We start from the raw sequence: 25,785 nt of genomic DNA, 5'->3' as shown, positions 1-25,785 counted from the left end.
CGTGTCTCCGGAGGATGATTGCGACGATGTTGATGTCGTCGTCACGCTGCCCGAGGAGCTTCGGTCGGCGTTCAAAGAGCCACTGGGGCCAGTGTACACTGATCCGCAAATTCTTCTCGAAGACGCTGGCTCGCCGCTGATCGCCGTCGGGGACATCGTCACCTATCACTTCGAGCGAGTCGGTGTCCAGCCCGACCTCGTGCTCGTCGACGGTCGGACAAAACGCCGTGAAGTCGGCGACGAGGTCAGAGAGACGGTCGATGCGTTGCCGAATCGGATCGAGGCGGCGAACCCGGCCGGAACACTCAGCGCGGAGCTGCTCGACGCCCTCGTGAACGCCCTCGACCGTGCGGAGCCGACGACGATCGTCGTCGATGGTGAGGAAGACCTTGCGGCGGTACCGGCGGTGCTCGCCGCCCCGGTTGGGGCATCGGTCGTCTACGGCCAGCCGGATGAAGGAATGGTCGAGGTACACGTCACCGAGGAGCGCAAACAGGAGTTTCGGGATCTGCTGGAGCGGATGGACGGCAATCACGAGCGGTTGTGGGCACTCCTGGACTAGCCCAGGTAGTCAACGATGTCGGGGACAACGGGATACTCCCAGGCCGAGCCGAAGATCGCCTTCACAGTCGCGAGCAGACTGGCTACGAACGTAACAGCCATCGCGATCATGAGTATGACGATCAGGACTGCACCGACAAGCCCAAGAGTCGTTCCCAGCGGTTCCGGGACGAGTCCATCGTTTGCCCCGAGGAAGAACGTCGGAACAGCGACGAGTATCAGGGTGGTAAGGCCAAGATGCCAGTTGAGCGCGTTACGGGCATTCGCTCGTGTAAAGTCGTTCCGTGATACCAGGTAGATGAGACCGGCACCGAAGATCCCGGTCAACAGTGCGATCGGATGGACGGCGATACCGGTGATCGAGCGCTCTTCGAGCAGTTTCGGACCGTGAGTGGTGGAGTTTGCTGTCATATGTTGTTATCTTGGCAAGATGTTCAACGAGCCGAAGCGGGACCGCAGCGATCGGGCAACACGCTCGAGAACGAGTAACAGCAGGCAAAGGCCCAGCAGGTCGAAGGCCGAATCCCAGAGCGCCATGTCACTTTCCGTGACGGTATCGACGCCAAGGACCGTCAGGACCGCACCGAGCGCGAGCAACACGAGCGTCAACTGGAACCCAGCCAGCACGAGCGTCCGGATTCCGGCCGTGTCCTGCAGCGTGAGGAATCCGCGCGTGGAGAGCCGGTCGAGCGGGGACTCGGACAGCAGCGCGCGTTCCCCTTCGGGTGAGAGCGGCCAATCAGTGACCTCGTGGTCAATGTAGTACAGCGTAATCGACTCGGGATAGACTTCGGTCGCGACGACATCGAGCTCCTGTAGCTCGTTCAGTCTGTTGCGTACCGTCGCTTTCCCGACATCCGGTTTCACCCGAGCTTGTAGCTGACGCGCCGAGAAGAACGGTCGCTCCGAATCGACCATCGTCTCGACGACGTGACGTTGCGTCAACTTGTTGTTGAGGTCGTGATCGACGCGGTCGTCGATCCAGTCGGGCAGATCGGACACGGTATCATCACCTATTGGGTGTTGTATATTAGTTCAGGCTGCACAGTTTCTGCGTGTGAAACTGCGTGATTCTTCCTCAACCTGTCGATCAAGGTTCGTAGTGGACCCGGTGAACGACGGTTTCCTCGTTGTCGGTGATTGCGGTAACGACGATCTGATCGCCCTCCTCGTTGAGGTTTACGTTCGCCCAGGAGCCGGACCAGGCAGTCTGGGACTCACCCGAGAACTCGAACTCCGAGTCGGCGATCGTTGATTCGATCCTGACTGCGTCGGCCTCGATACCTGGCTCATCTACAAGCGTGACTCGTGCCCACTCACCGGGGTTGTCGATGTCGGGGTCCCAGTCGATATCGGCGACCACGGCATCGTCCTCGTCGATGATTTCTGGATCGAGCTGTTCGGCAGGCGTTTCGGGTGGTTCTGCCGTCGCCCAGAACATCTTCCACTCTTCTCCTTCCGTGACCACTACCCACGTGTCCTCGCGGAACGAGTCCTCGGGGTCGAACGTGACATCGAGCAAGACCGCAGCCTCACCGTCGAGCGCGTTCGCAAGTTCGTCTTCGTCCTGAAACAGGGTTTCGGCATATTGCAGATCGAGGACATCTGCGGCGGTCACGTCCTTTTTGATCGTTTCGTGGTCGACGATTTCGACGTCGTCGATCTCGTCGAAGTCAGTTTCACCTTCTTCCAGGAACGGAAGCAGGGGGCTCTCTTCGTGCACAGCCTCGATCGTCGCATCGATGTCGGCGTTCTCTCCTGCCCGTACGTACGCCTCGACCGCGTCAATGGGATCCGAATCCCGAGTGTCGTTGTCAGCGGTGTCATTCGTACCGTTTCCGTCGCCAGTGTCGTCTCCGTTGTCAGTGTTGCTTGTGTCGGTGTCGCCTCCGTTGTCGAGTTCGTCGATACAACCTGCGAAGAGGGCTGATGCTATGCTGCCAGCAGCGACCATGTAGGTTCGGCGGTTCATAGCCACCCGGACCTTCGAGCCAGGGTAGTATTAAATCAGTAGCGAATTTGACATCCGCTAACCGGCGATTCGTGGCTGGAAATCCACGATTCGTGGGCACGAAATTCGAATTTGAGGTGAACCACCTCTACCTACCACGCCCAGGATACTTCACGAGAAGTGCTCCGAGAGGACCGCGTGGACGCCGCGACGAATCAGCTTCGAGAGCGCTTGCTCGGAAACATCAAACTGTTCAGATAGCTCGCCCAGAGTCGTGCGTCGCGGAACGTCGAAGAACCCGTTCTCGAAGGCAGCGGTGACCGCTTCGGATTGCTTGTCGGTCATCGGCGAGCAACGTCCCGATCCTGACCGGGCGTAGAGCTGTTCGATCTCGAACTGAATACTCGACGCTGTGCAATCGTCGTAGAGTTGCCCGAGTGCGGCGTCGTCCGGTGCCCGAAGGCGTAGTGACCACATTCTGTCAGCACCGACGGCTTCGAGGACCGCAATCCCACGTTCGGAGAGCATACGAACGAACTCGGTGCGAAAGTCCGGTGCCCACTCAACACAAACGAGCAACGAGTGTTCGACGGAGCCGTACACCTGCGCGTCGGCTATCGAGTCCAGCGACTGAATCTGCGAGCGGACCTCATGGGGTGTATCAGCGGTGACCCAGCAGAACTGAGTAGGGCACGAACCGAACTGTACCGCCCGCTCGAACTCGATCCGAGCAACAGGTTCCGACGTGAGCAACTCGCCGAGCGGGAACGCCGACGGGGCTACTGAGACGTCTGCAAGAACGGCCATAGCAGTGATAGAACTAGTCTCTGAGAATATATTAGCATTTTGGTTTAAATACTATTACATGGCTTAATCAGGGTAGAGGTCGAGCTTAATAGTTGTTCCACTAGATCCATCATATATGTCAACGAGTCCTTCCGACTCCAGTTTCGGGAGGTGAACGTGGCGTAGTTGGAGGAGCGCGTCCGATCGATTCGAGAGATCAACCGTTTCACGTTGGGCGAGACGTCCGGCGAGTTCGGAAGTCGACAGTGATCCGTCCGACCTGGCGAGTTCGAGAAGAGCGTACTTTCGGGTCGGTGAGCTGAGAACGTCGTGGAGCTCCGCGGGTGCGTCAAGAAACGGCGTGAGCCCGTGGCGGTCGATCGTCTCATCGATTGAACTGGATGTCTCCGCAGTACCGATGGAATCGTGTTGACCACCTGAAGAGTCATCATCCGACATTCGTTTCGGATAACACTGACGCCCATCTTAGACTACAGGGTTGATGACCCAACGTTTTTAACCGGATCGGGCTGGTTCCGGCGGGTATCAGGCTGAACTGGGCGAACGCGCGCTTCAGGTTCCGATAGGCCTCGCCTGGGGGCCTTACAGCCGCCTCCCGGTATTCGTAGTGCTACGGCGACGCGTTCGAAATCCTTTTACCCGTTTCAGCGGGAGTAATATGCAACTGAGTACACATGGACGTCGAAATCCTAGACGAAGACGAGAATCCGATGTTGCACCGTACCGACGTGACCTTCCAGATCGTTCACGAAGAAGCAACCCCCGAGCGCCTCTCCGTCCGCGACAGCCTCGCGGCGAAGCTCAACAAGGACGCCAGCGAGGTCGTCGTCCGCAAACTCGATACCAAGTTCGGGATGCGAAAAACGATCGGCAAGGCGAAAGTCTACGAGAGCGCCGACCACGCACAGGACGTCGAGCAGGACCACATGCTCGAACGCAACAAGATCGAACTCGGTGAGGGCGAAGCCGAAGAAGCGGAGGAGGCCTGAATGCCCCGACACGAGCTCTACAACGACGACGGAACGACGGATAACGAGAAGTGTCCGAGCTGTGGTAACGCGTTCCTCGCCGACCACGGTGACCGCCAGCACTGCGGTGCCTGTGGCTACACCGAGTGGGACACGGACGATGTGTCGAGCGAAGAAGACCAATAGTCGTGAGCGGCCAACAGTCGCGAACTGTTGTACATTGTGAGTGACCGACCGCGCGTTCTCGGGATCGAAGGGACGGCCTGGGCGGCCAGCGCAGCCGTCTATGATCCCGAGGACGGCGTTTACATCGAGACCGACGCCTACCAGCCCGAGAGCGGCGGCATCGATCCGAGCGAGGCCGCCGAGCACATGCACAACGCGATCCCGGAGGTCGTTGGGACAGCGCTCGATTACGCTGCGGGCCTGAGCGACGGCGACCCGCCGATCGACGCGGTCGCCTTTTCACGGGGACCCGGTCTCGGACCGTGTCTCCGGATCGTCGGAACCGCCGCGCGTGCGCTTGCCCAGTCGCTCGACGTTCCCCTGATCGGTGTCAACCACATGGTTGCCCATCTGGAGATCGGCCGCCATCGGTCGGGCTTTGACTCCCCGGTCTGTCTGAACGCCAGCGGCGCGAACGCCCACGTGCTTGGCTTTCACAACGGCCGGTATCAGGTGCTCGGCGAGACGATGGATACCGGAGCTGGCAACGCCATCGACAAGTTCACTCGCCACGTCGGCTGGTCGCACCCTGGCGGGCCAAAAGTCGAGGAGGCAGCGCGGGAGGGTGAATACATAGAACTCCCCTACGTCGTGAAGGGGATGGACTTCTCGTTTTCCGGGATTATGAGTGCCGCAAAGCAAGAGTACGATGCGGGAACGCCGGTCGAGGACGTCTGTGTCGGCCTGCAGGAGACGATCTTCGCGATGCTCACAGAGGTGGCCGAGCGGGCGCTCTCGCTGACGGGGAGCAACGAACTCGTTCTCGGCGGCGGCGTCGGACAGAACGAGCGACTGCGGGAGATGCTCGCCGCAATGTGTGACCAGCGGGATGCGGAGTTTTACGCCCCGGAGCCGCGCTTCCTGCGGGACAACGCCGGGATGATCGCCGTCCTCGGCGCGACGATGTATGAAGCCGGTGATACGATCGGGATCGACGAGTCGAGGATCGACTCGGATTTCCGCCCCGATCAAGTGCCGGTGACGTGGCGTGATGAGGAAAGCGTCGCGCGCGGTGCGGTCGAATCGGATCGCCAGCAGGGCGCGGAAGCGACGGTTCGGATCGAGGACGGTCGAGTGTACAAAGAACGGGTTCCCAAGACGTACCGCCACCCAGAACTCGACGACCGACTGCGCCGCGAGCGGACGACGCTCGAAGCGCGCCTCACCAGCGAGGCGCGGCGCAACGGCGTCCCGACCCCACTCGTGCTGGATATCGACCGCCGGGACGCCCGGATTACGTTCGAGCGTATCGGCCAGTCGGACCTGCAGGCCGACCTGACCGAAGAGCGCGTCAGGACGGTGGGCAAACACCTCGCGGCCCTGCACGCCGCCGGGATCGTCCACGGTGACCCGACGACTCGAAACGTCCGGATCGACGACGAGCGCGTCTCTCTGATCGACTTTGGTCTGGGCTACTACTCCGATCACGTCGAGGACTACGCGATGGATCTGCATGTCTTCGAGCAGAGTCTTGACGGTACTGCGGCGGATCCGCCCGCGATGCGCGCTGCGTTCGAGGACGGCTACGCGGCCGCAGGCGAGCAGCGAGTTCTCGACCAGTTACGCGAGATCGAAGGGCGCGGTCGATACCAGTAGTGCGGGCTGGCCGTCGTTACTCGGTTCGACCGATCGCGCGCACTGGGGCGGCATCCGCCTCGGTCACTGGAAGCGGCGCGACGTCGAGCCGGAACGACTGTGGGACCGCCCCGAGGTTCGTCAGATTCTCGACGATCAGGTTTCCAGCGCCCAGTATCGCGTGATGGGCGGGGACACCTGCTGAGTCACCTGCATTCTCTCCATCACTGCCCGTCGGATCAACATTCAGCGCGTCGATACCGACGTGACAGTCCAGTTCGGCGACACGGCTGGCGGTCTCGGGCGCGAGGTAGGGATGGACGAGATAGCGCTCCTCGGGCCAGTGGGCGTCCCAGCCGGTATGAAAGACGAGGGTGTCGGCGTCCGGATCGGTCGGCAGGACGGTGGGTGGGATCGGGTCACCGGCTCTATACCCGGTGCAGTCCAGTTTCACTGCGTCCATCGAGAACGTCTCGACGGGGAACGAATCCAGCGTCACCCCGTTCGGTTCGGTGTGGGCGGGCGCGTCGATGTGTGTGCCGCTATGGCTTCCGAGTGAGAGTGCGGTGACACGGTAGCCGTCGGCATCGTGGCTTGCGTGCGGGTTGAGTGAGACAGTTGGATCGCCAGGGTACACGGGAACGTCCTCGTCGAGGGGCTGGGAGAGATCGAAAATGGTCATAGCCGCTCATTGGGCCCGAGCAGCCTAACGGTTCCCCACTACTCCGACTCGGCCGGGGTCGCCGCGCCGCCGCTGGCGTCCGGGTCGGGATCCGCATAGATCGATTCGATCTCGTCGGCGTACATGTCGAAGATATTCCGGCGTTTCTTCTTCATCGTCGGCGTCAGCAGGTCGTTGTCCTCGGTGAACTCGATCGGCACGAGTCGGAACTGTTTGATCTGCTCGTGGTGCTCGAAGTCGTCGTTGACCGCGTCGACTTCTTGCTGGATTCGCTCGATAACGCGCTCGTCGGAGCAGAGCTCCTCGGCCGAGTCCGGCAGATCGATTCCCTCGTTCTCTGCCCACGTGCGAATCCGCTCGACGTTCGGCACCAGGAGCGCGCCGACGAACTTCCGGCCGTCGCCGACCACGAAACACTGCTCGACGAGCTGGTTCGACGCGAAGGCGTCCTCGATCGGTGCCGGGGCGACGTTTTTCCCTGTCGACAGCACGAGCAGTTGCTTTGCGCGCTCGCGGAAGACCAGATAGTCGTCGGGGCGTTGCTGGACGATGTCGCCGGTCCGGAACCAGCGACCGTCCTCGTCCTCGACGAACGCCTCCTCTGTGGCCTCGGGCTTTTCCCAGTACCCCTCGGCGACGTTCGGTCCCTGCACGAGCAACTCGCCGATCTCGCCCATCGCGTCGTCGAACTGCTGGCGTGGGACCACCGAGGTGTCGACCTTGACCTCGACGCCGGGCAGCGGGAGGCCGATCGTGCCGATCTTGGTGTCTTCCGCAGGGTTCGTCGAAACGACCGGGGAGGTCTCGGTCAGCCCGTAGCCCTCGTAGATCGGTAGACCCATCCCGTGATAGAGCCGACAGAGATCGGGAGAAAGCGTCCCGCCGCCGGAGTTCATGATCTCGATGTTGCCACCCAGTGCGTCCCGCACATCGGAGAACACGAGCGTGTCGGCGATCTTCATCTTCGTTTTGAGTCCGATCCCCGGCGACTGAGCCTGCTGGTAGGACTTGCTTACCTCGGTGGCCCACTCGAAGATCCGCGCTTTGACGTCGGACTCCTGGGCCTGCTCGCGGATCGCGTCGTACATCTTCTCGTAGACGCGGGGAACGCTCGTCGACGCAGTCGGGCGGATCGCCTGAAAGTCGTCTTTGAGCGTGTCGGTGCTCTCGGCATAGGCGACCGTCGCGCCGACCGCGAACATCAGGAAGTGGCCGACGGTACGCTCGTAGACGTGTGCAAGCGGCAGGAACGAGACTGTGTCGGTATCGGTATCGAGCGTTGGCAGGTCTGCGGTCTTGTCTGACCGGGGAGCGTACCGTCTGTACGTCTGGTTGACGTTGGCCCGGAGGTTCCGGTGAGTGAGTTTGACGCCTTTGGGCTGGCCCGTGGTTCCGGAGGTGTAGATCAGGGTCGCGAGGTCGCCAACAGACTGCTCGTCGATCCAGCCCTCGAAGGCGTCGGGATCGAAGGTCTCCTCGCCGAGCGCGTACACCTCGTCGAGCGTGTAGATCCCTTCGTCTTCGCGGTCCTGATACTCCGGACCGAGTTCGTCCATCGACACGATGAACTCCAGATCGAGCCCGTCGGCGACCGAGAGAACCCGTTCGAGGTGTTTTTGATTTTCGACGACGACACCAGTTGCGTCGGGATCGTCGAGCAGGTACTCGACCTGTGCCTCCGAAGAGCTCTCATAGATCGTCGTTACGACTGCTCCTGCCGAGAGGAGTGCGAAGTCGCTCTGGGCCCACTCCATGCGCGTGTCGCCGAAGATGGCGACGCGCTCGCCGCTCTCGACGCCCAGTTCGTGGAACCCCGCGGCGAGTCGTCGAACGACCTCCGCCATCTCGTCGTACGTGATTTCTGCGAACTCGCCGTCCGATGCCGCCTCGAGTACCGACCCAGCCAGCGACCGATCGTAGATACCGCCCTTGTACCGCTGTGCTGGCTGGTCGGGGTTTCGCTCGACCGTCTCGGCGAACAGCCGGGGTATCGTTGTCATGCCCGTTACATCGTCCGTGTACTCCCGTTCTGCTTCTCGCCAGCTCATGCTCTACCTGACAATCTCATTCGATAATAATAAATTGGGCGGGTTATCTGGATGGATATCAGCTCCAAAAGCACTGGCAAAGGGTAATACTACAGTTTCTAACTAGCTCAATCCTCGTACATATCCTCGATCTGATCATCGAACCGGTCGATGATGTTCCGGCGTTTCTTCTTCATCGTCGGCGTCATCAGATCGTTATCCTCGGTGAACTCCTCGGAGACGAGCCGGAACTTCTTGATCGTCTCGTAGGACTCGAAGTTCTCGTTTACGGCGTCGACTTCCTGATGGATCCGCTCACGGACGCGGTCGTCCTCGATAAGCGCACTGTGACTGGCTGGCAGGTCAATTCCGTCCTCCTCGGCCCACGAGCGGATCCCCTCCACGTTGGGTGCGATCAGCGCGCCGACGAACTTCCGGCTGTCGCCGACGACCATGCACTGTTCGACAACCTCGCTGGAAGCGAAGGCGTCCTCGATGGGGGCCGGAGCGACGTTTTTGCCCGTCGAGAGCACCATGATCTGTTTTGCTCGCTCTTTGAACTCGATGTAGTCGTCAGGACGCTGGTGAACGATGTCGCCAGTCCGGAACCAGCGGTCTGTCTCCCCCTCGCCGCCATCTGCGGACGCCGCTTCACTCTCTAGCTCGGTGAACGCGCCCGCAGTGGCGTCTGGCTTCTCCCAGTACCCTTCAGTGACGTTCGGGCCTCGAACGAGCAACTCGCCGACCTCGCCGGGCAGATCCGCGAACTCGTCGCCCGCGAGGCTCTCGTCGATCCGGACGTCGACGTCGACCACTGGGGGACCGATCGTTCCGACCTTCGGCTCCTCGGGCGGGTTGACTGCGACGACGGGTGAGGTCTCGGTCAGGCCGTACCCCTCCATAATCGGCAGGCCCATCCCATGATATAGCGCACAGAGCTCTGACGAGAGGCTGCCGCCTCCGCTGATGAAAAACTCGATATTTCCGCCCAGCGCCTCCTTGACCGTGCTGAAAACGAGTTTGTCGGCGACAGTTCGCTTCGTTTCGAGGACGAAGCCGGGGTCGTCGGTCTCGTGGTACGTCTGTCCGACGTCGGTCGCCCAGGCGAAGATCCGGGCTTTGATGTCCGATTCCTGGGCCTGCTCGCGGATCGCGTCGTACATCTTCTCGTACACCCGCGGGACGCTGGTCGCGGTCGTCGGCCCGACCTGCTCGAAGTCCGCCTGAATGGTGTCGGAGCTCTCGGCGTAGGCGACGCAGGCCCCGACGCCGAACATGAGGAAGTGTCCGGCCATCCGCTCGAAGACGTGTGCGAGGGGCAGGAAGGAGACAGTCCGGGTGTGTTCGTCGATAACCGGCGTGTCGCCCTTGTCGGGGCGCGGGCCGTACCGTCTGTACACCTGATTGACGTTCGAGCGGAAGTTGGCGTGGGTCAACTGGACGCCCTTGGGCTGGCCAGTGGTTCCGGACGTGTATATCAGGCTGGCGAGATCCTCCACATCACGCTCGTCGAGCCATCCTTCGTATTCGTCCGGGTCGTACCTGTCCGCGCCGCGATCGTGGACGTCGGCGAGCGTATAGATGTCCTCGCGGTCGTAGGCGTCGTCGCTCTCGTCGTAGCTGTCCATCACGACGATGAACTCCAGATCGAGCTCGTCCTCGACGGAGAGGATCCGGTCAAGCAGCTCCGCGTTTTCGACGACGACGCCCTCTGCACCCGGATCGTCCAGCAGGTACTGGGCCTGGTGCGGTGAGGAACCGGTGTAGACTGTGGTGACGACGCCGCCCGCCGCGAGGAGGCTGAAGTCGGTCTGTGCCCACTCCATGCGGGTGTCGGCAAAGAGTCCAACACGGGTGCCATCCGCGACGCCGAGATCGCGGAATCCCGCCGCTAGATGGTGCACGATATCGCGCATCTCGGCGTATGGGATGGCGCGGAACTCGTCGTCGGGCGCTTCGGGAAGCACGGACTCGGTCAGTGAGCGATCGTAGACCCCACCCTTGTACTGCTGGGCGGGTCGATCCGCGTGGCGCTCGGCCGCCACCTCGAACAGCCGCGGCAACGTGCTCATCTCGGTTACGTGATCGTCGAACTCCGCCTCGGCGTCCCTCCAGTTCATATGGGAGTGACTGTCCACCATCATAATAAAACGGTATGAACATAGCGGCGGTTTAGAGTTGTTTTACCGATGGTCGAGATAGCCGAGGACGCCGCGGACGTTCATCGCCGTCTCCGCGCGTGCCTTGTGTTCGCCCCAGACCTCGATCAGGTCCTCGTCGACGCCATCGACGAAGTGGTCCACGACGGCCTCGTCGTTACCGAGCACTGCACGCTTTTCCTCGACGCTTTCGACCCACTCGGAGAGTACCGTCTCGTACTCGTCGAGGAGGCCCGCCGTCGGGGCTGGGCCGAAGTGGGCAAACAGCAGCGTCTCCGGATCGATCTCCCGGAGCGTTTCGACGTCGTCGAGCGCCCCTTCGAGGTCGAAGTTCGACGGCGGCGAGGTGGGTTCGATCCGGTCCAGTTCTGGCACGTAGATCCCGGCGGCGTCGGCGGTAAAGACCGCGTCGTTCGCCGGATCCTCGAAGACGACCTGGTGGGGGGCGTGGCCCGGCGCGTGGTGGACACGGAGTTCGTGATCGCCCAGATCGATGACGTCGCCATCAGTGAGCGCCCGGAGACGGTCTTCGGGAACCGGCTTCGGATCGGTGTAATACTGCCACTGATCGCCGACAGCGGCCCTGGTTCCCTCCACGAGTCGTGATGGGTCGGCGAGATGCGGGACGCCGATCTCGTGTGTGTAGACGTCCGCATTCGGACAGTCCGCGGCAAGAAAACCCGCCCCACCGGCGTGGTCGAGGTGGACGTGTGTCGGCGCGATGACCTCGATCTCCTCGGTCGTGAGTCCGACTGTGTCGATGGCATCCTTCACGTACTCGTAGTTCGTGCCGATCCCGGTATCGACGACTGCGGGACGCTCGGCGTCGAGAACGTACACCGCGCCGTAGCCCGGCGAGTCGTACATTCCGGTATCGACATAGTAGAGGTCAGTACACGAACCCATCGTCACTTCCGTGACATCGCCTGCTGCCATAGTGGAAAACCGTGTGGCAACCTAAAAGAGGTTACTTCGACCCGTCGAGTTTCTTGCGTGAGAAACGCTTATGGGAATTGGGGGAACATACTCGACCCAATGCGATATTGTCACGAGTGCGAGGCGGAAGTCGGCCCGAAGGCGACCGAGTGTGGGGAGTGTGCGGCAAACCTGATTGGGTCGACGGCGAACTCGCAGGGTCCGGCCCCGAGTGATGGTGGTGGGATCCTCGACTCGCTTCGAAATCTGTTTGGTGGCGACGACGACAAACAGGCGTCAACTGAGGAGACAACACGCGCTTCGACTGCCACGGCTGCTGATACGACAGCTTCCGCCAGCACGACGACGTTGACCGATGGCACGACATTAACCGATCCCGCTGCGTTCCAGCACCGATCGCTCGGAAAACAGGTCCTGTTTACTGTTCTCTCGCTTGGCTTCTACACGACCTACTGGTGTTACGTGACGAACGATCAGCTGGATCGCGGGACTGACAAGGAGCTTCGGCCGCTGGCGCGTACCCTCGGATTGTTCGCCCCACCGATCACGTTCGCCGTCTTCTGGTTCATGAGTGACGATCTACAGGGGATCGCTGACCAGTCCAACATCGTACTCTTTGTCTGCGCGGTGTTCGTTCCACCCGCGTTCTGGTACTTTGTCCAGTCCGGTATCAACGACATCGCCGTAAAGTCCTGACCGACGACACAGTTCGGTGGACTGCACCGACACGGTTTTGCCGCGCGCACCTGAATCACTTCCCAAGAATGCTCGACAGGACGACCCTTCGCGAGCGGGCCGACGAGGTCCGGGAGGCGATGGCAGCACGTGGTGCCGATGCGGATGTCGACGCCGTGCTCGAACTCGACGAGGAGTGGCGCGAGCTGAAGGCGCGTGGCGACGAACTGCGCCACGAGCGCAATCAGGTCAGTAGCACGATCGGCGAACTCAAACAGGAGGGAAAACACGAGGAGGCCGAGGAAGCGATCGAACGCTCCCAGTCGCTCAAGAGCGAACTCGAGGAGGTCGAGACCGAAGCCGACGAGCTGGCCGCCCAGCTTGAGGACGCGATGCTCGAACTGCCACAGGTACCCCACGAGAGCGTCCCGGTCGGTGAGGACGAGTCGGACAACGTCGAACTTCGACGCGAGGGGTTCGAGGACTCTCGTGAGCTTCCGAACGAGGTCACGCCCCACTACGACCTCGGGGAGGACCTGGAGATCATCGACGAGGCTCGCGGCGCGAAGACGACCGGGAGCGGCTTCTATTTCCTCAAAGGCGAGGGTGCACAGCTCGAACACGCGCTGATCCAGTTCATGCTCGACCTCCATCGCGAACAGGAGTACCACGACGTCTTCCCACCGGTCCCGGTGAAAAGCGAGTCGATGCAGGGGACTGGCCAGCTCCCGAAGTTCGCCGACGACGCCTACCGTCTGGGCGGGAGCAACGAGGAAGCGTACGGGGACGACGACCTCTGGCTCTGCCCGACTGCGGAGGTTCCGGTCACCAACATGTACGCCGACGAAATACTGTTGGCTGACGATCTGCCGCTGAAACATCAGGCGTACACGCCGAACTTCCGACGAGAAGCGGGCGAACACGGCGTCGCGACGCGCGGGATCGTTCGGGTCCACCAGTTCAACAAGGTCGAGCTAGTCAACTTTGTCGAACCCGAGGAGAGCTACGAGCGTCTCGAAACGCTGCTCGACGAGGCAGAGGAGGTCCTTCGACGTCTGGGGCTCCCCTATCGAATCCTCGAACTCTGTACCGGCGATCTGACCTTCGCGTCGGCGAAGACCTACGACATCGAGGTGTGGGCACCTGGCGACGACATGGAGGATGGCCCGGACCGCGGTGGTCGGTGGCTGGAGGTCTCGTCGGCGTCGAACTTCGAGGAGTTCCAGGCGCGGCGTGCCGGACTGCGGTACCGCCCCGAACGCCACGAGTCGGCGGAGTATCTCCACACGCTCAACGCGTCGGGGACGGCCGTGGGACGCGTGATGGTCGCCCTGCTGGAGTACTACCAGAACGAGGACGGCACCGTCACTGTCCCCGAGCCGCTGCGCCCCTACATGGGCGGCAAAGAACGGATCGAGGGACATGACCCGGTCGGCGAGTCGGCGCTTGGCGCGGGCGAGCGCGAGTAGTTACTCTCCGACAGTTCTCAGGATTCGACCCGTTTCGGATGCCCCTGCGTGTACGTCCGGACGCTCTCGATCCGCCCGTCTGTGACTGTGTGGATATCCGCGAACCGGAAGAGCGATTCTCCCTGCGAGTCCAGCAGTCGTCCCTGTACGGCGGCTCCGCTCCCGTTCGTAAACACCCCTTCTATTTCGTGGGTCGTGTCGGTCATCGGTCGGTCTTCGCGCATGAACGAGACGAATGCGTCCCGACCCTCAAAGGTCCGATCCGGTCGATAGTGAGTGAATCCGGGGACGAGCAGGTCGGTGAGATCGTCGTAGCGGTGCTCGTCGAGGGCGGCGTAGAACGCGCGGACGGTCGCGTCGGCGTCGGCCATACAGGCGAGTGCGTGCCGAGGGGTAACAAGCGCTGTGGACCGGAACGGTCATCGGCCCGGGGTCGAAAGCGGAGATATGGTCTATGCGGATCTCCACGTCCACACGACGCGCTCGGACGGCTCGCTAACGCTCGAAACTCTCCCTGCCGCCGCACGCGAAGCAGGCGTCTCTGTCGTCGCGATCACCGATCACGACCGGCTCCACCCCGATATCGAGACACCGGTCGACGTCATCGACGATCTCACCGTCGTGAGCGGGATCGAGCTTCGCGTCGAGACGGCAAGCGGCCAGCGCGTCGACCTGCTGGGCTACGGTGCAGAGAGGACCGCCGAGCTAACTACGGAACTCGATCGGATCCAGCGCGACCGGATCGGGCGCGGACGGGCGATGGTCGAGCGCTGTGAAGACCGACTCGGCGTGGATCTCGGTCTTACCGTCGAGGAGGGCTTTGGTCGCCCACACCTCGCGCGGGCGATCGATGCACACCCGGAAACGGGGCTGTCCTACACGGACGCGTTCGACGAGTTGATCGGCAACGACGGGCCGTGTTTCGTCGCGCGCGACGTGACGACGTTCGAGACGGGGCGGCGGCTTCTGGACGACGCCTGTGGGTTGGTTGGTCTGGCGCACCCCCTACGCTACGACGACCCCGACGCAGCGCTGGCACTGTCCGAGCACCTCGACGCTGTTGAGCGGTTCTACCCGTACGGACGGGCAGTGGATACGACACCCGTTGACCGGGTGATCCGCGAACACGATCTGGTCCCGACCGGGGGGACGGACGCACATGAAACCGAACTCGGGCGGGCCGGACTCGACGAGACAGAATACCGATCGATCGCCGCGGTACTCGGGGACTGACGGCGGATCGGCGCGGTGTCCGATAACGCAGGCTTCAAACGGTGTCGGCTCCTACATTCGAATATGCAGTGCCACTACTGTGACGAGACCGCTTCCGTCGCCGCCGAGTCCGACGGTATCAAAGTCGGCCTCTGCGAGGATCACTTCCAGGAGCGGCTCGAAGAGCTGGCCGAATCCGACGCGCTCGACGAGCTACGGGAAAGCGTCGACGTGGATCATCAGGAGTAGTTCTCTCGACCCATAGTGCGACCGCAATCCGGCGTAGCGACCGCTATTTTCGATGCCGATCCGTACCCATTAGTGAACGCGGCCCTGTCTGCGAGTATGGAGCAGATGGACGGCACCACGGTGACCGCCTGCGAACGCTGTCCCGAACTGTGTGACTCCCGTAGTCGGATTGTCAACGGCGTCGGCCCCGAGGATACCGACATCGTCTTCGTCGGGGAAGCACCCGGTGCAACCGAGGACGAACGCGGTGAACCGTTCGTCGGCCGGAGCGGCGATGTCCTCGACGACGCGCTGCGAGACGTCGGACTTGCACGCGCGGACGTCCGGATCACCAACTGCGTCCGCTGTCGCCCGCCCGAGAACCGCGATCCGACCAACGAGGAACTTGACAACTGCAAGCCGTATCTGGAGCGGGAACTCGAACTCATCGACCCAGAGATCGTCGTCACGCTCGGGAAAGTCCCCAGCGAGCACGTTCTGGGGAGATCCGTGGGAATCACCTCGGAAGCCGGACGCGTCGAGGACGTCCGGATCGGCGGGAGTTCACGCCGCGTCCTGCTGTCGGTACATCCCGCAGCCACACTGTACGATCGGAGCCAGCGCGACACCTTCGACGAAACCATCGCTACCGCAGCGGATCTCGGTGGGAGCGGTGGCTCGGGTGGGCAGGCACGACTCGGGGAGTACTGACGCCGACCGGGAACGTACCGGTGACCGGTACGCTCTCCGGCCGGCGAGATCAAGAACCCGCGGAACGTCCTCTGCTCGGACAATATCCACGAGTAGCGACGGCGCGCATCGATTGCAACATCTAAATGCCTGCCCCCCTCAGGGAGAGGTAATGAACGGGAATCGGTTCGGTCGCCTCTTCCAGGTGACCACGTTCGGCGAAAGTCACGGCGAGGCGATGGGCGTCACGGTCTCGGGCTGTCCGGCGGGACTGGAACTCTCAGAGGAGGATATCCAGGGCGATCTCGACCGGCGCAAACCCGGCCAGTCGATGATCTCGACGTCCCGGGGTGAACCCGACGCCGTCTCGATCAAAAGCGGGATTCAGGACGGCTATACGACGGGCACGCCGATCGGCATGATCATCCAGAACAAGGACGCCCGGTCGGGCAAGTACGAGCCCTTTATCACCGCACCCCGTCCGTCCCACGGCGACTTCACCTACTCCGCGAAGTTCGGCACGCGCAACTGGGGTGGCGGCGGGCGCTCCTCGGCGCGCGAAACGGTAAACTGGGTCGCCGCCGGAGCCATCGCGAAGAAACTACTTGCACAGGAGGGGATCGAGCTCAAGGCACACGTCAACCAGATCGGCGATGTCGAAGCGCCCGACGTGAGCTTCGAGCAACTGCTCGAACACAGCGAGGAAAACGACGTTCGGTGTGCAGACCCCGATGCCGCAGCAGAGATGCAGGAACTGATCGAGAGCTATCAGGAGGAGGGCGACTCGATCGGCGGCTCGATCTACTTCGAGGCCCGCGGCGTTCCGGCCGGGCTCGGCGCGCCACGTTTCGATTCCCTCTCTGCGCGTCTCGGTGAGGCCATGATGTCGGTGCCTGCGACGACGGCCTTCGAGTTCGGGCTGGGTACCGAGGCCGCCGAGTGGACCGGCAAGGAGCGAAACGACGACTGGGAGTTCGACGATGATGGAAACCCGACACCGGTAGAAAATGACCACGGAGGGATTCAGGGCGGTATCTCCAGCGGCGAGCCGATCTACGGCGAGGTGACGCTTCACGCTCCGACGTCGATCCCGAAGACTCAGCAGACTGCCGACTGGGAAACCGGCGAACTCAAAGAGGAGAAGGTGATCGGCCGTCACGATCCCGTCCTGCCGCCACGGGGCGTCCCAGTGGTTGAGGCGATGCTGGCACTCACCCTAGTTGACTTCATGCTGCTCTCCGGCCGGATCAACCCCGACCGCGTCGACGATCAGCCGGGCGAGTACGATACCGATTATCACCCGTCAAATCCGCGTAACGAGTGATGAACGTCGGCGTCGGCAGTACGAATCCGGTCAAGATCGGCGCGGTCGAAGCAGCGTTCTCGGAGCTTCCGGGCGTCCAGGTCGAGGGGATTGCTGTCGACTCGCGCGTCCCCGAACAGCCCTGGGGTCGTGCGGAGACGATCGAGGGAGCGGAGAACCGTGCACGATGCGCACTCGATGCCGGGAGCTACGATCTCGGGGTCGGTATCGAAGGTGGCGTCGAAGTGGTCGACGAGATTCCGGGGCTCTCGCTGATCATGTGGGCCGCCGTGACCGACGGCGATCGGCTGGTTCGTGGGGGCGGGCCGACGCTCCCGCTCCCGGGACGTGTCGGCGAGCGACTCCAGGCGGGCGAGGAACTCGGTCCGATCCTCGACGACGAACTCGACCGAGAGAACGTCGCCCGACAGGAAGGCGCGGCGGGCGTCCTGACCGGAGACACTATCTCGCGGGAGTCCGCGCTGGTCCACGCAGTCGCGGGCGCGATCGGTCCGTTCGTCACCGACGAGTACGAGCGTTAGCCAGCCGTACCAACGGGGGGTTCCGAAGCGTCAGTTCGCGGTATTCGATGCACGAAAACCACCAGACTGCAGCGGATTAACTGACCGTACCAAACCCGCTAAGTCAGTGCTTCTTCTGTACTGTAATATGAGCACGACCGCCGCGACGACTGCCGCCGACGGACTGGACCTCGACCTGAACGAGAAACAGCGCCGTATTCTGGGACATCTCCGCGAGAAAGGAGCCACAAAAACCTACTTCAAGTCACGGAACATCGGCAAGGCCCTGGATATGACTGCAAAGGAGGTCGGTGCGAACATGACCGCGATCCAGAAGGGTTCGGTGGGAATCGACGTCGAGAAGTGGGGCTACTCGTCGAGTACGACCTGGAAAGTAACGGTCTAGGGGTCGAACCGAATCAGCCCGTCCGCGTCGGCAGCCAGCGTCTGGGCATCCGGCCCGAACGAGTCGGCGTACCGAACGACAAGCGTCAGTACGGTCTCGGGTTCGACGACTCCGTAGCCGTCTTCGCGTGCGAGCAGTCCGGCTTCTTCCAGTTTTTTGGCATACTTGCTCACCGTCGGCTGTGAGACATCGAGCGCCGTGGCGAGCGTGCTGCCTGTCGCATCGGGATCGCGGAGTAGTTCAATAATCATCCCCCGCGGCGTCTCTCGTCGGAGATAGCCGAGTGCAACCTGCTCGAACGTGGAAAATCGATCGGCGGGAAAATACCGCCTGTAGTCGCCGTCCCGGCGGGTCTCGACCCGTTCGGAATCGACGAGTTCGCGGAGATGATGCTGGGCCTCGCCGGTACCCAGTTGAAGGTCGTCACGAATTTTCGAGAAGTGAGCGCCCGGTGTCGTTGAAAGGTACCCCTCGATCGCGGATCGGCGTTCGCTCCGGCCCTCCCGTTCTTCTTCGGAGCCAGCAGCCATCCCGGCGAGCGGGCTGGCGGCTCCGAGTGCGGCGAATCGGCGCAACGTTGCGCGCTTACCCTCGTCGACCGGACGCTCTGGCATCTACTGCGGTATAGAGGACTGTATAATAAAACCGCTTCGGGTGGGTTACCGTGCTTCGTCTTCGAGTTCGACGTTACCTTCCTCGATCTCCTCGTCCATCTCGTCGATCACTTCGTCGGCGCTTTTGATACCGGTACCGGCCTTGCCTTCCTTGATCTTCTGGGCCTCTTCTTCCATCGCCTCGATATCCATCTCGGCTTCCTCGTCGATCTCACCGAGGATCTCCTCGATGTCGTTCAGGCCGAGCAGTTCGGCGGTGTCGTCGTCGAAGTCCAGACTGTCCAGCGCGCTGGTCTGTTGCTGGACATCGCTGCCCGAAAGGTGTTTGCCGTAACGACCGATCATGGAGGTGAGCTCCTGGGGCATGACGAAGGTCGTCGATTCGCCCTTGCCGATCTCTTCTAACGTCTCCATTCCCTGATCGATGATCGCGCGCTCGCCCATCGATTCGGCGGATTTCGCGCGAAGCACGGTCGAAATCGAGTCACCCTGCGCTTCGAGGATCTGGCTCTGTTTCTCACCCTGCGCGCGGATGATGTTGGACTGCTTGTCACCTTCTGCCTTCTCGACGGCGCTCCGGCGTTCACCCTGCGCTTCGAGGATCATTGCACGGCGACGGCGCTCCGCGGAGGTCTGTTTCTCCATTGCCTGCTGGACGTCCTTGGAGGGGTTGACCTCGCGGACCTCGACTGACTCGACGCGGATCCCCCACTCGTCGGTGGGTTCGTCGAGTTCTTTGCGGATCTTTGCGTTGATCTCCTGGCGTTTGTTCAGCGTGTCGTCGAGTTCCATGTCACCCAGCACGGCACGGAGGGTGGTCTGGGCGAGATTCGAGACAGCCTTCTTGTAGTTGTCCACTTCGAGGAACGCCTTCTTTGCGTCCATCACCTTGATGTAGACGACGGCGTCGGCGGTCACCGGCGAGTTGTCACGGGTGATCGCCTCCTGTCGTGGGACATCAAGCGTCTGTGTACGCATATCGAAGGCGTACGTCCGTGAGACGAACGGCGGTACGAAGTTGATACCGGGCTGGAGGAGCTTTCGGTACTCGCCAAAGACCGTCAGTGCACGTTTTTCGTACGCATCAACGATCTCGACCATGCTGGCGACCGTTACGATCGCAAGCAACAGGACGAGTCCGACCAGTATCGTTGGACCGATTCCGATCAGGGCAATTGTAGCTGCCATATAAATAATACCGGATCCGGACGTAAAAATACTTCTCGTTTTGTGTCACGAACCAGTCACGAATGACAGCGCCTCACTCCGTCGCCTGCTCCGTCTCGGCGCTCTCGGACGCCTCGGTTACTGGAGCGGAGTCGGTATCCTCGTGTTCGCCGCCCTGATTACCTGCTTTTCCTCCCTCCTCGTCGAGATCGCGGTCGCGGGCGAGCGCTCGGTCGATCTCGTCCTCGTCGAGATGCTCAAACGAGTCGACAGTGAGCACGTTGCCCCCGCCGGGATCCACGACGATCACTTCCGTCCCCTCTTCGATCTCCTGATCCATACTGCGGGCCTGATAGAAGGGGTTGAACCCCCCCTCTTCGAGTTTGATCTGTCCGCTCTGTTTCGTGACTCGCTCGGTGACGTAGCCGGTCTGGCCGGTAAGCGAATCCGAGTTGCTCGTCTGCCCCGCCTCCGTACCGCCGTAGAGGTCGAACTCGCGATAGATAAACAGGGCAATAGCGCCGGTCACGAGTACCATCCCGGCGAGCGCGAGCGTCGAGACGGGCCCGCCGAGCACGCCGCCGATAGCAAGTCCCAGCAATCCCGCCACCAGCAGGGCGACGCCGAGGACGATGAAGTTTGCGCCGGGAGCCATCGCTTCCATTACGAGCAGGATGATCCCTGCGATCACGAGTAGCGTCGGCGCATCGATAGCCTGCAAGACCATACTCGTCATTGGGGTTGCGGTGGATTAACACTTGTGCAGGGCCCGCCCTCACGCGAACACGGTCACGGTTCTGGCGAGAATCAGTACCGCAATGACGACGCCCAGCACGACGAACACGGCGTTTTCGGCGGCGATCGTTTCCGGCTCGATCGATGTGTCGATGCGGCCGCCTTCGTTGACGATACCGTTTTCGTCGACATCGTCGACGCCGAAGCGCCACTCCTCGTCGGCGTCGACTTCGATACTGTCCGGAGACTCGGCTGATGGGTCGTCACGCCCGTCCGGTGGTCCAACCGGGGTCTGCTCGGACTCGCCCCGACGCTCCGGTTCGCCGCTCCCGTCAGTCATACCGGTCGTTTGCGCTCCAGTGACAAAAGACCGCGGCTCTCGGATCGCTACTGATCGACGACGGACCGACGCGCTTCGAGGATATCCCCGCCGTAGACGACGCCACGTTCGGCGTCGACCGTGACACGATCGAGCTCGTCGACTGCATTACCCAGCGGAGCGCCACTGATCATCGGAATATCGAGTTCGCGTGCGATCATGGCCGGATAGCCCGTGAGCCCGGGTCGAGCATCGACAATACCGGCCAGCTTCTCCGTGTCGCCGGAGAACTCGCCGTCGAAGTCGGGGCCGAGTGAAAGGATCGCTCCCTCGGGCGCCGCGGACAGATCACCGTCATCAGTTCGAACGACTGGTCCGGAGACGCGACCATCAACGACAACTCGGCCTGATGCAACCGTCTCGGCGGCGACGTGGACCTTGAGCAGGTTCGTCGAGTGGACATCGTCGAACTCGGTCATCATGCCGGACAGAACGACGACAGTGTCACCGCTCTCCGCCACACCGGCATCGATCGCGGACTGTACGGCGTTCTCGATGAGTCGATCCGAGCCTTCCTCGACGAACGTCGTGCTAGCAGGTTGGACGCCACCGGAGAGCGCGAGTTTGCGACGGACTCCCTCGTTTGGCGTCGCGGCGACGACCGGGACACCGGGCCGGAACTTTGCTGTCTTCAGCGCGGTGTAGCCGGACTCGCTTGCGGCGACGATGGCGCTTGCGCCGATGTCGCGGGCGAGATAGCGCGCGGAACGGGCGAGCGCGTCGGTCCGGGTATCGTCGGCGGTGGGGACGCGCTGTTCGCGGAGTTCGCGATACTCGGTGCTCCGTTCGATCTCCCGGACGATCCGATCCATCGCTTCGACCACACGAACGGGATGGTCACCGATCGCCGTTTCACCGGAGAGCATCACCGCATCAGTACCGTCGAGGACGGCGTTGGCAACGTCGGATGACTCCGCGCGGGTGGGGCGTCGGGCATGCACCATCGAATCGAGCATCTCCGTCGCGGTGATAACCGGAACACCGGCCTCACGGCATTTCCGAATAATCCGTTTCTGGACGACTGGCACCTGCTCCATCGGACATTCGACGCCGAGATCACCGCGGGCCACCATGATCCCGTATGACGCCTCGATGATTTCGTCGAGGTTCTCGACCGCACCGGCCCGCTCGATTTTCGAGATGATCGGGATATCCGCGCCGTGCTCTTCGAGGACCTCGTTGACAGCGTAGACATCGTCGGCGTCGCGGACGAAACTTGCTGCAACCAGGTCGACCTCCTTTTCGGCCGCGAGCGCAAGATCGCGGCGATCTTTTTCGGTTACGACGTCCAGTTCGAGATCCACGCCGGGAACGTTGACACCTTTGCGAGCCGTGAGCTCGCCGCCGCTGATGACCTCGGCATAGATGTCGTCGCCATCGACCTCGGTGACCGTGAGTTCGATTCGGCCGTCGTCGAACAGCACGGTGTCCCCGGCGTCGACACCCGTGATCGGGATCGAGAGTCCGACGGCTTCGGGCGTCGCATCGTCACCCTCGTACAGGCGGATCTCGGAGCCGGTTTCGAGTTCGATCGCCCCGTCGATATCGGCAGTTCGGATCTCCGGGCCCTGGGTATCGAACATCGCCGCGAGCGGCTCTTCCGACGCCTGACTGACGGCCTGAATCCGATCGATCAGATCGGCTCGGTCCTCCCGGTTCCCGTGGCTCGCGTTGATACGTGCAACCGACATTCCCGCATCCGCGAGGTTCCGCAACATGCTGCGAGAGTCCGAGGCTGGTCCGATGGTACAGACAATCTTTGCGTTTCTCATACCCCCACCTACGCCGGACCCATCAAAAAACGCAATGATTACGCCTCAGCGTCCGAACGATCATTTACTTTTTGTACGTGAGCACATTCCTCGAAACGGATCATGTATGTTCAGTTTTGTCACAACTGACGGATGCTCCAGAGCTATTCCCGTTCGGAAATTATTTAATATTGTGTCGGTTTCGAGTGAATATGTTCAGTTTAGTGTCACCTAGTGCACAGCTCTCCAGTACCCCCTCGGAGTGTAGAAAAGTACCTCCCAAGAGTAGCGTCACACGATGACCGAGCACGCCATCGTTGCCGACGGGCTCACTAAGCGGTATGCCGAAGAGCTCGCGGTCGATGATCTCTCGTTGTCGATCTCGACGGGATCGGTGTACGGGTTTCTCGGGCCGAACGGTGCGGGGAAGACCACGACAATGCGAATGCTGACGACGCTGACGATGCCGACCAGCGGATCCGCAACCGTCGCCGGAGTCGACATCACGGACCGACCCGCAATCACCGAACGGATCGGGTATCTACCAGCAGATCCCCCCGTTTTTGACGAGTTGACCGGGCGAGAACAGCTCCAGTACGTAGCCCGGCTGCACGAACTGGGCAACGTCGATGCACGGATCGAGGAACTGCTGGCGCGATTCGACCTCGCCGACGCCGCCGACCGTCGGATTGCCGGCTACTCGACCGGGATGTGCAAAAAAGTCGGCGTGATCGGTGCGATCCTACACGAGCCCGAGGTTGTGCTGATGGATGAGCCGACCAGCGGTCTGGATCCGCGCGCCGCGCGGACGATGCGCGATACGTTGGCTGACCTCGCAGAACGGGATATGACCGTGTTTCTCTCGACACATATCCTTCCGGTTGTCGACGAGCTCGCTGACACCGTGGGTGTCATTGACGACGGGCGGCTGGTCGCGGAGGGGACGCCCGCGGAGCTGAAACGACGTGCTGAGTCCGCCGAGAGCGCCGATCTCGAAACCGCGTTTCTGGAGGTCACCCGGAAGGACGAAGCGGGGGCTGCCGAACCGGCAGGGATGGGCAATGGGGAGTGAGCGCCCACGCGAGGGGAGTCGGTACAGTCGGTTTCCCACGCCACGGATCAGCCTGCTGATCGGCATCACGGAGCTTCGCCGCGGATGGCGAAAGCTCCGCCAGCAGGACGTCTGGCTGGCGCTGGTTGGACTCGGACTGCTCGGAATCCTGCTCGTATTACCCCTTGTGTACGACATTACGCGAGACGTCGGCTCGGCACTTGCGGCGGGCGAGGCCGACGCTGTCGCCCCCGCAGCAACTGTCGTTGCCGGGTTCTGGCTATTCACTGTCGTGATCGCCGTTGTGACCGGAATCGGCTCGGACGGCGAGATTGACAACGCCGCGGGCGTACTGACGGTCCGCCCACCCAAGGATGTCGCTGGGGGACTGCTCGTGAACGCTGCAGTCTGGTTCGCGCCGTTCGTGCTCCCGGCCTTTGTCGTCGGCGGGGTGGGCCTGTCCGCAGGAGTCGGTTCCCCGTTCCCCGTAATCGGTGCGGTCGTCGCTGGCGTGACGCTGCTGGTCACGGCCGCGCTCGTCGGCTATCCGATCGGTCTCGCGGCCAAGGGTGCAATACGACGCTCCAAACGCCTTTCCGACCTGAAACCGGTCCTCGGCGCTGTCGTCGTCGTCGGCTACGCCTGGCTCGTGTTCTCGGGCGAACTCAACCGGCTCCTCGATACTGCTGGCGAGGCGATCGAGGCGACCCCGGTCGGCTGGCTGGCCGACCTCGCACTGGTCACGACGCCCGGAGCCGAGGCGTCGATAGTTCGGGCACTCGCTGTCCTGGCGATCGCAGCGGTAATCATCCCGGCTAGCGCCCTCGCGACTGCCCGTGCCGGGGCGTTCACCTGGTATACCGACGACGCTCGCTCGGCCGAGGAATCCGAGCCAGCCGACGGTACTACGGCTGTCGAACGGCTGGACACCCTGGTTGGGAGTCTTACGCGTCGTGACAGCACGCGTGGTGTCGCCGTGATGCTACTGGTGCGGGCCTATCGCGCCCCGCTTCAGTTGGTCTTCGTTGCCCTGCCACTCCTGCTCACCCTGCCGATCGTTGAGTCAGCAGTAACGACCGGGACCGTCCCCGACTACACCATCTGGTTGGTCGTCCTCTACGGGGCGTGGGCGGCGGGCGCGTCGTTCCCGCTGAACGTGCTCGGCAACCAGAGCGCGACCCTCCCCACACTGTTGCTCTCCCGCGCTCGCGGACATGAGGTCGTCCGTGGCCATGTCCTCGCCGCGACGTTACTGCTCGCCCCGGTGACGCTGCTCGGCGCGGTCGGCGTCGGGCTGATCGGCAACCGGTCGGCACCCGAACTGCTATCCATCGGTGCGGTTGCAGTTGCCACTGTCGTCGCTGGCGGGATCGTCGCGAGTGGCCTCGGCGCGCTGTTCCCTCGCTTTTCGTCGATCGATGTCACGGCCGACCGGTCGGCGTCGGTTCCGAGCAAGGCCGCGTTCAGCCTCTTTACGTTGCTCGTGTTCCTCTCGGTACTTGCCACGGCAAGCGTTACCGACGAGATCATGCGACTCCTGTTGAGCAGCCTCATCACGGACTGGGCACCGTTCGACATCACACCGGGCGATCTCGAAACACTTGGGCAGGTATTGCTGCCGGGGCTGGTTGCCCTCGTCCCTGTCGCGTACGTCGTTGCGGTGCGACGCGTCGACAGCTACCGGCTCGACTGA

Annotated in this window: 29 protein-coding genes; 14 read left to right on the top strand and 15 right to left on the bottom strand. The window is 62.3% G+C overall.

Annotated elements, in window-relative coordinates; genetic code table 11:
• Window position 1: 1 nt before the first annotated feature.
• Entirely contained in the window at window positions 2-562 is a 561-nt protein-coding gene (locus tag AArcSt11_RS13775) for a GTP-dependent dephospho-CoA kinase family protein (RefSeq protein WP_250597911.1), read from the top strand.
• On the opposite strand, the gene AArcSt11_RS13770 is transcribed toward AArcSt11_RS13775, so the two are convergent.
• The 5 genes from AArcSt11_RS13770 to AArcSt11_RS13750 all read right to left on the bottom strand — a co-directional run bounded on the left by AArcSt11_RS13770 (window position 559) and on the right by AArcSt11_RS13750 (window position 3,757).
• Entirely contained in the window at window positions 559-972 is a 414-nt protein-coding gene (locus AArcSt11_RS13770) for a magnetosome magnetite crystal formation protein family (RefSeq protein ID WP_250597909.1), read from the bottom strand. The genes AArcSt11_RS13775 and AArcSt11_RS13770 overlap by 4 nt on opposite strands.
• Before the next feature lie 6 nt (window positions 973-978).
• Window positions 979-1,563 carry a hypothetical protein gene (locus tag AArcSt11_RS13765; RefSeq protein ID WP_250597908.1) on the bottom strand — a complete coding sequence of 195 codons (585 nt, stop codon included), beginning with the start codon at window positions 1,561-1,563 and terminating at the stop codon, window positions 979-981.
• Between the two features lie 88 nt (window positions 1,564-1,651).
• Window positions 1,652-2,533 carry a hypothetical protein gene (locus AArcSt11_RS13760; RefSeq protein WP_250597907.1) on the bottom strand — a complete coding sequence of 294 codons (882 nt, stop codon included), beginning with the start codon at window positions 2,531-2,533 and terminating at the stop codon, window positions 1,652-1,654.
• 150 nt (window positions 2,534-2,683) lie between these two features.
• Window positions 2,684-3,319, bottom strand: a complete 636-nt coding sequence (locus AArcSt11_RS13755) for a helix-turn-helix domain-containing protein (protein WP_250597906.1) — start codon at window positions 3,317-3,319, stop codon at window positions 2,684-2,686.
• A 63-nt stretch (window positions 3,320-3,382) separates the two neighbouring features.
• Window positions 3,383-3,757, bottom strand: coding sequence for a DUF7344 domain-containing protein (locus AArcSt11_RS13750; protein ID WP_250597905.1), 375 nt, complete (start codon window positions 3,755-3,757; stop codon window positions 3,383-3,385).
• A 236-nt stretch (window positions 3,758-3,993) separates the two neighbouring features.
• On the opposite strand from AArcSt11_RS13750, the gene AArcSt11_RS13745 reads away from it, so the two are divergent.
• From AArcSt11_RS13745 to AArcSt11_RS13735, 3 genes are read left to right on the top strand one after another with little or no spacing between them, the layout of a single operon-like run.
• Window positions 3,994-4,308 (top strand): 30S ribosomal protein S24e, encoded by a 315-nt coding sequence (locus AArcSt11_RS13745; protein WP_250597904.1) that lies wholly within the window; start codon window positions 3,994-3,996, stop codon window positions 4,306-4,308.
• Window positions 4,309-4,473, top strand: coding sequence for a 30S ribosomal protein S27ae (locus AArcSt11_RS13740; protein WP_250597903.1), 165 nt, complete (start codon window positions 4,309-4,311; stop codon window positions 4,471-4,473).
• Between the two features lie 36 nt (window positions 4,474-4,509).
• Complete coding sequence (locus AArcSt11_RS13735) at window positions 4,510-6,108, top strand: bifunctional N(6)-L-threonylcarbamoyladenine synthase/serine/threonine protein kinase (RefSeq protein WP_250597901.1); 1,599 nt, start codon at window positions 4,510-4,512, stop codon at window positions 6,106-6,108.
• Window positions 6,109-6,124: 16 nt separating this feature from the next.
• On the opposite strand, the gene AArcSt11_RS13730 is transcribed toward AArcSt11_RS13735, so the two are convergent.
• From AArcSt11_RS13730 to AArcSt11_RS13715, 4 genes are all read right to left on the bottom strand, one after another.
• Window positions 6,125-6,769, bottom strand: a complete 645-nt coding sequence (locus AArcSt11_RS13730; RefSeq protein WP_250597899.1) for a cyclase family protein — start codon at window positions 6,767-6,769, stop codon at window positions 6,125-6,127.
• Between the two features lie 38 nt (window positions 6,770-6,807).
• Entirely contained in the window at window positions 6,808-8,817 is a 2,010-nt protein-coding gene (locus tag AArcSt11_RS13725) for an AMP-dependent synthetase/ligase (RefSeq protein WP_250597897.1), read from the bottom strand.
• A 107-nt stretch (window positions 8,818-8,924) separates the two neighbouring features.
• Window positions 8,925-10,916, bottom strand: a complete 1,992-nt coding sequence (locus AArcSt11_RS13720) for an AMP-dependent synthetase/ligase (protein ID WP_250597895.1) — start codon at window positions 10,914-10,916, stop codon at window positions 8,925-8,927.
• A gap of 63 nt (window positions 10,917-10,979) precedes the next feature.
• Window positions 10,980-11,891 carry an MBL fold metallo-hydrolase gene (locus tag AArcSt11_RS13715; RefSeq protein ID WP_250597893.1) on the bottom strand — a complete coding sequence of 304 codons (912 nt, stop codon included), beginning with the start codon at window positions 11,889-11,891 and terminating at the stop codon, window positions 10,980-10,982.
• Between the two features lie 99 nt (window positions 11,892-11,990).
• Here AArcSt11_RS13715 and AArcSt11_RS13710 point away from each other — a divergent pair, with 99 nt between their 5' ends.
• Both AArcSt11_RS13710 and serS read left to right on the top strand, forming a co-directional pair.
• Window positions 11,991-12,587, top strand: a complete 597-nt coding sequence (locus AArcSt11_RS13710) for a DUF4234 domain-containing protein (RefSeq protein ID WP_250597891.1) — start codon at window positions 11,991-11,993, stop codon at window positions 12,585-12,587.
• A 68-nt stretch (window positions 12,588-12,655) separates the two neighbouring features.
• The gene (gene serS, locus AArcSt11_RS13705) at window positions 12,656-14,035 is read left to right on the top strand and encodes a serine--tRNA ligase (RefSeq protein WP_250597889.1); all 1,380 of its coding nucleotides are present in this window, start codon (window positions 12,656-12,658) and stop codon (window positions 14,033-14,035) included.
• A 17-nt stretch (window positions 14,036-14,052) separates the two neighbouring features.
• Here the strand turns inward: serS and AArcSt11_RS13700 are convergent, their stop codons facing one another.
• Complete coding sequence (locus AArcSt11_RS13700) at window positions 14,053-14,406, bottom strand: nuclear transport factor 2 family protein (protein WP_250597887.1); 354 nt, start codon at window positions 14,404-14,406, stop codon at window positions 14,053-14,055.
• A gap of 76 nt (window positions 14,407-14,482) precedes the next feature.
• On the opposite strand from AArcSt11_RS13700, the gene AArcSt11_RS13695 reads away from it, so the two are divergent.
• The 6 genes from AArcSt11_RS13695 (at window position 14,483) to AArcSt11_RS13670 (ending at window position 18,395) form a co-directional block, all read left to right on the top strand.
• On the top strand, window positions 14,483-15,268 hold the full coding sequence (locus AArcSt11_RS13695) for a PHP domain-containing protein (RefSeq protein WP_250597885.1): 786 nt from the start codon (window positions 14,483-14,485) through the stop codon (window positions 15,266-15,268).
• A 63-nt stretch (window positions 15,269-15,331) separates the two neighbouring features.
• Window positions 15,332-15,496, top strand: a complete 165-nt coding sequence (locus AArcSt11_RS13690; protein WP_238477724.1) for a DUF6757 family protein — start codon at window positions 15,332-15,334, stop codon at window positions 15,494-15,496.
• 96 nt (window positions 15,497-15,592) lie between these two features.
• Entirely contained in the window at window positions 15,593-16,186 is a 594-nt protein-coding gene (locus tag AArcSt11_RS13685; protein WP_250597883.1) for a uracil-DNA glycosylase, read from the top strand.
• A gap of 151 nt (window positions 16,187-16,337) precedes the next feature.
• Window positions 16,338-17,489 carry a chorismate synthase gene (gene aroC / locus AArcSt11_RS13680; protein WP_250597881.1) on the top strand — a complete coding sequence of 384 codons (1,152 nt, stop codon included), beginning with the start codon at window positions 16,338-16,340 and terminating at the stop codon, window positions 17,487-17,489.
• Window positions 17,489-18,010, top strand: coding sequence for a DUF84 family protein (locus AArcSt11_RS13675; RefSeq protein ID WP_250597879.1), 522 nt, complete (start codon window positions 17,489-17,491; stop codon window positions 18,008-18,010). Before aroC ends, AArcSt11_RS13675 begins: the two co-directional genes overlap by 1 nt.
• A gap of 127 nt (window positions 18,011-18,137) precedes the next feature.
• Entirely contained in the window at window positions 18,138-18,395 is a 258-nt protein-coding gene (locus tag AArcSt11_RS13670) for a DUF7123 family protein (RefSeq protein WP_250597877.1), read from the top strand.
• Here AArcSt11_RS13670 and AArcSt11_RS13665 read toward each other — a convergent pair.
• The 5 genes from AArcSt11_RS13665 to pyk all read right to left on the bottom strand — a co-directional run bounded on the left by AArcSt11_RS13665 (window position 18,392) and on the right by pyk (window position 23,062).
• Window positions 18,392-19,009, bottom strand: coding sequence for a winged helix-turn-helix transcriptional regulator (locus AArcSt11_RS13665; protein ID WP_250597875.1), 618 nt, complete (start codon window positions 19,007-19,009; stop codon window positions 18,392-18,394). The genes AArcSt11_RS13670 and AArcSt11_RS13665 overlap by 4 nt on opposite strands.
• Before the next feature lie 45 nt (window positions 19,010-19,054).
• Window positions 19,055-20,197 (bottom strand): SPFH domain-containing protein, encoded by a 1,143-nt coding sequence (locus AArcSt11_RS13660; protein ID WP_250597873.1) that lies wholly within the window; start codon window positions 20,195-20,197, stop codon window positions 19,055-19,057.
• A gap of 73 nt (window positions 20,198-20,270) precedes the next feature.
• Window positions 20,271-20,903, bottom strand: a complete 633-nt coding sequence (locus AArcSt11_RS13655) for an NfeD family protein (RefSeq protein ID WP_250597871.1) — start codon at window positions 20,901-20,903, stop codon at window positions 20,271-20,273.
• Window positions 20,904-20,951: 48 nt separating this feature from the next.
• Window positions 20,952-21,251 (bottom strand): DUF7312 domain-containing protein, encoded by a 300-nt coding sequence (locus tag AArcSt11_RS13650; RefSeq protein WP_250597869.1) that lies wholly within the window; start codon window positions 21,249-21,251, stop codon window positions 20,952-20,954.
• A gap of 47 nt (window positions 21,252-21,298) precedes the next feature.
• Window positions 21,299-23,062 (bottom strand): pyruvate kinase, encoded by a 1,764-nt coding sequence (gene pyk / locus AArcSt11_RS13645; protein ID WP_250597868.1) that lies wholly within the window; start codon window positions 23,060-23,062, stop codon window positions 21,299-21,301.
• Window positions 23,063-23,339: 277 nt separating this feature from the next.
• Between pyk and AArcSt11_RS13640 the strand changes: the two genes are divergently transcribed.
• Both AArcSt11_RS13640 and AArcSt11_RS13635 read left to right on the top strand, forming a co-directional pair.
• Window positions 23,340-24,113, top strand: a complete 774-nt coding sequence (locus AArcSt11_RS13640) for an ABC transporter ATP-binding protein (RefSeq protein ID WP_250597867.1) — start codon at window positions 23,340-23,342, stop codon at window positions 24,111-24,113.
• On the top strand, window positions 24,103-25,785 hold the full coding sequence (locus AArcSt11_RS13635) for a hypothetical protein (RefSeq protein WP_250597866.1): 1,683 nt from the start codon (window positions 24,103-24,105) through the stop codon (window positions 25,783-25,785). The genes AArcSt11_RS13640 and AArcSt11_RS13635 overlap by 11 nt, the downstream gene beginning before the upstream one ends.

This window comes from Natranaeroarchaeum aerophilus (genome assembly GCF_023638055.1).
Lineage (GTDB): Archaea > Halobacteriota > Halobacteria > Halobacteriales > Natronoarchaeaceae > Natranaeroarchaeum > Natranaeroarchaeum aerophilum.
Note: the sequence above shows the minus strand (reverse complement) of the source record. Positions and strands in the feature narration are given on the sequence as shown.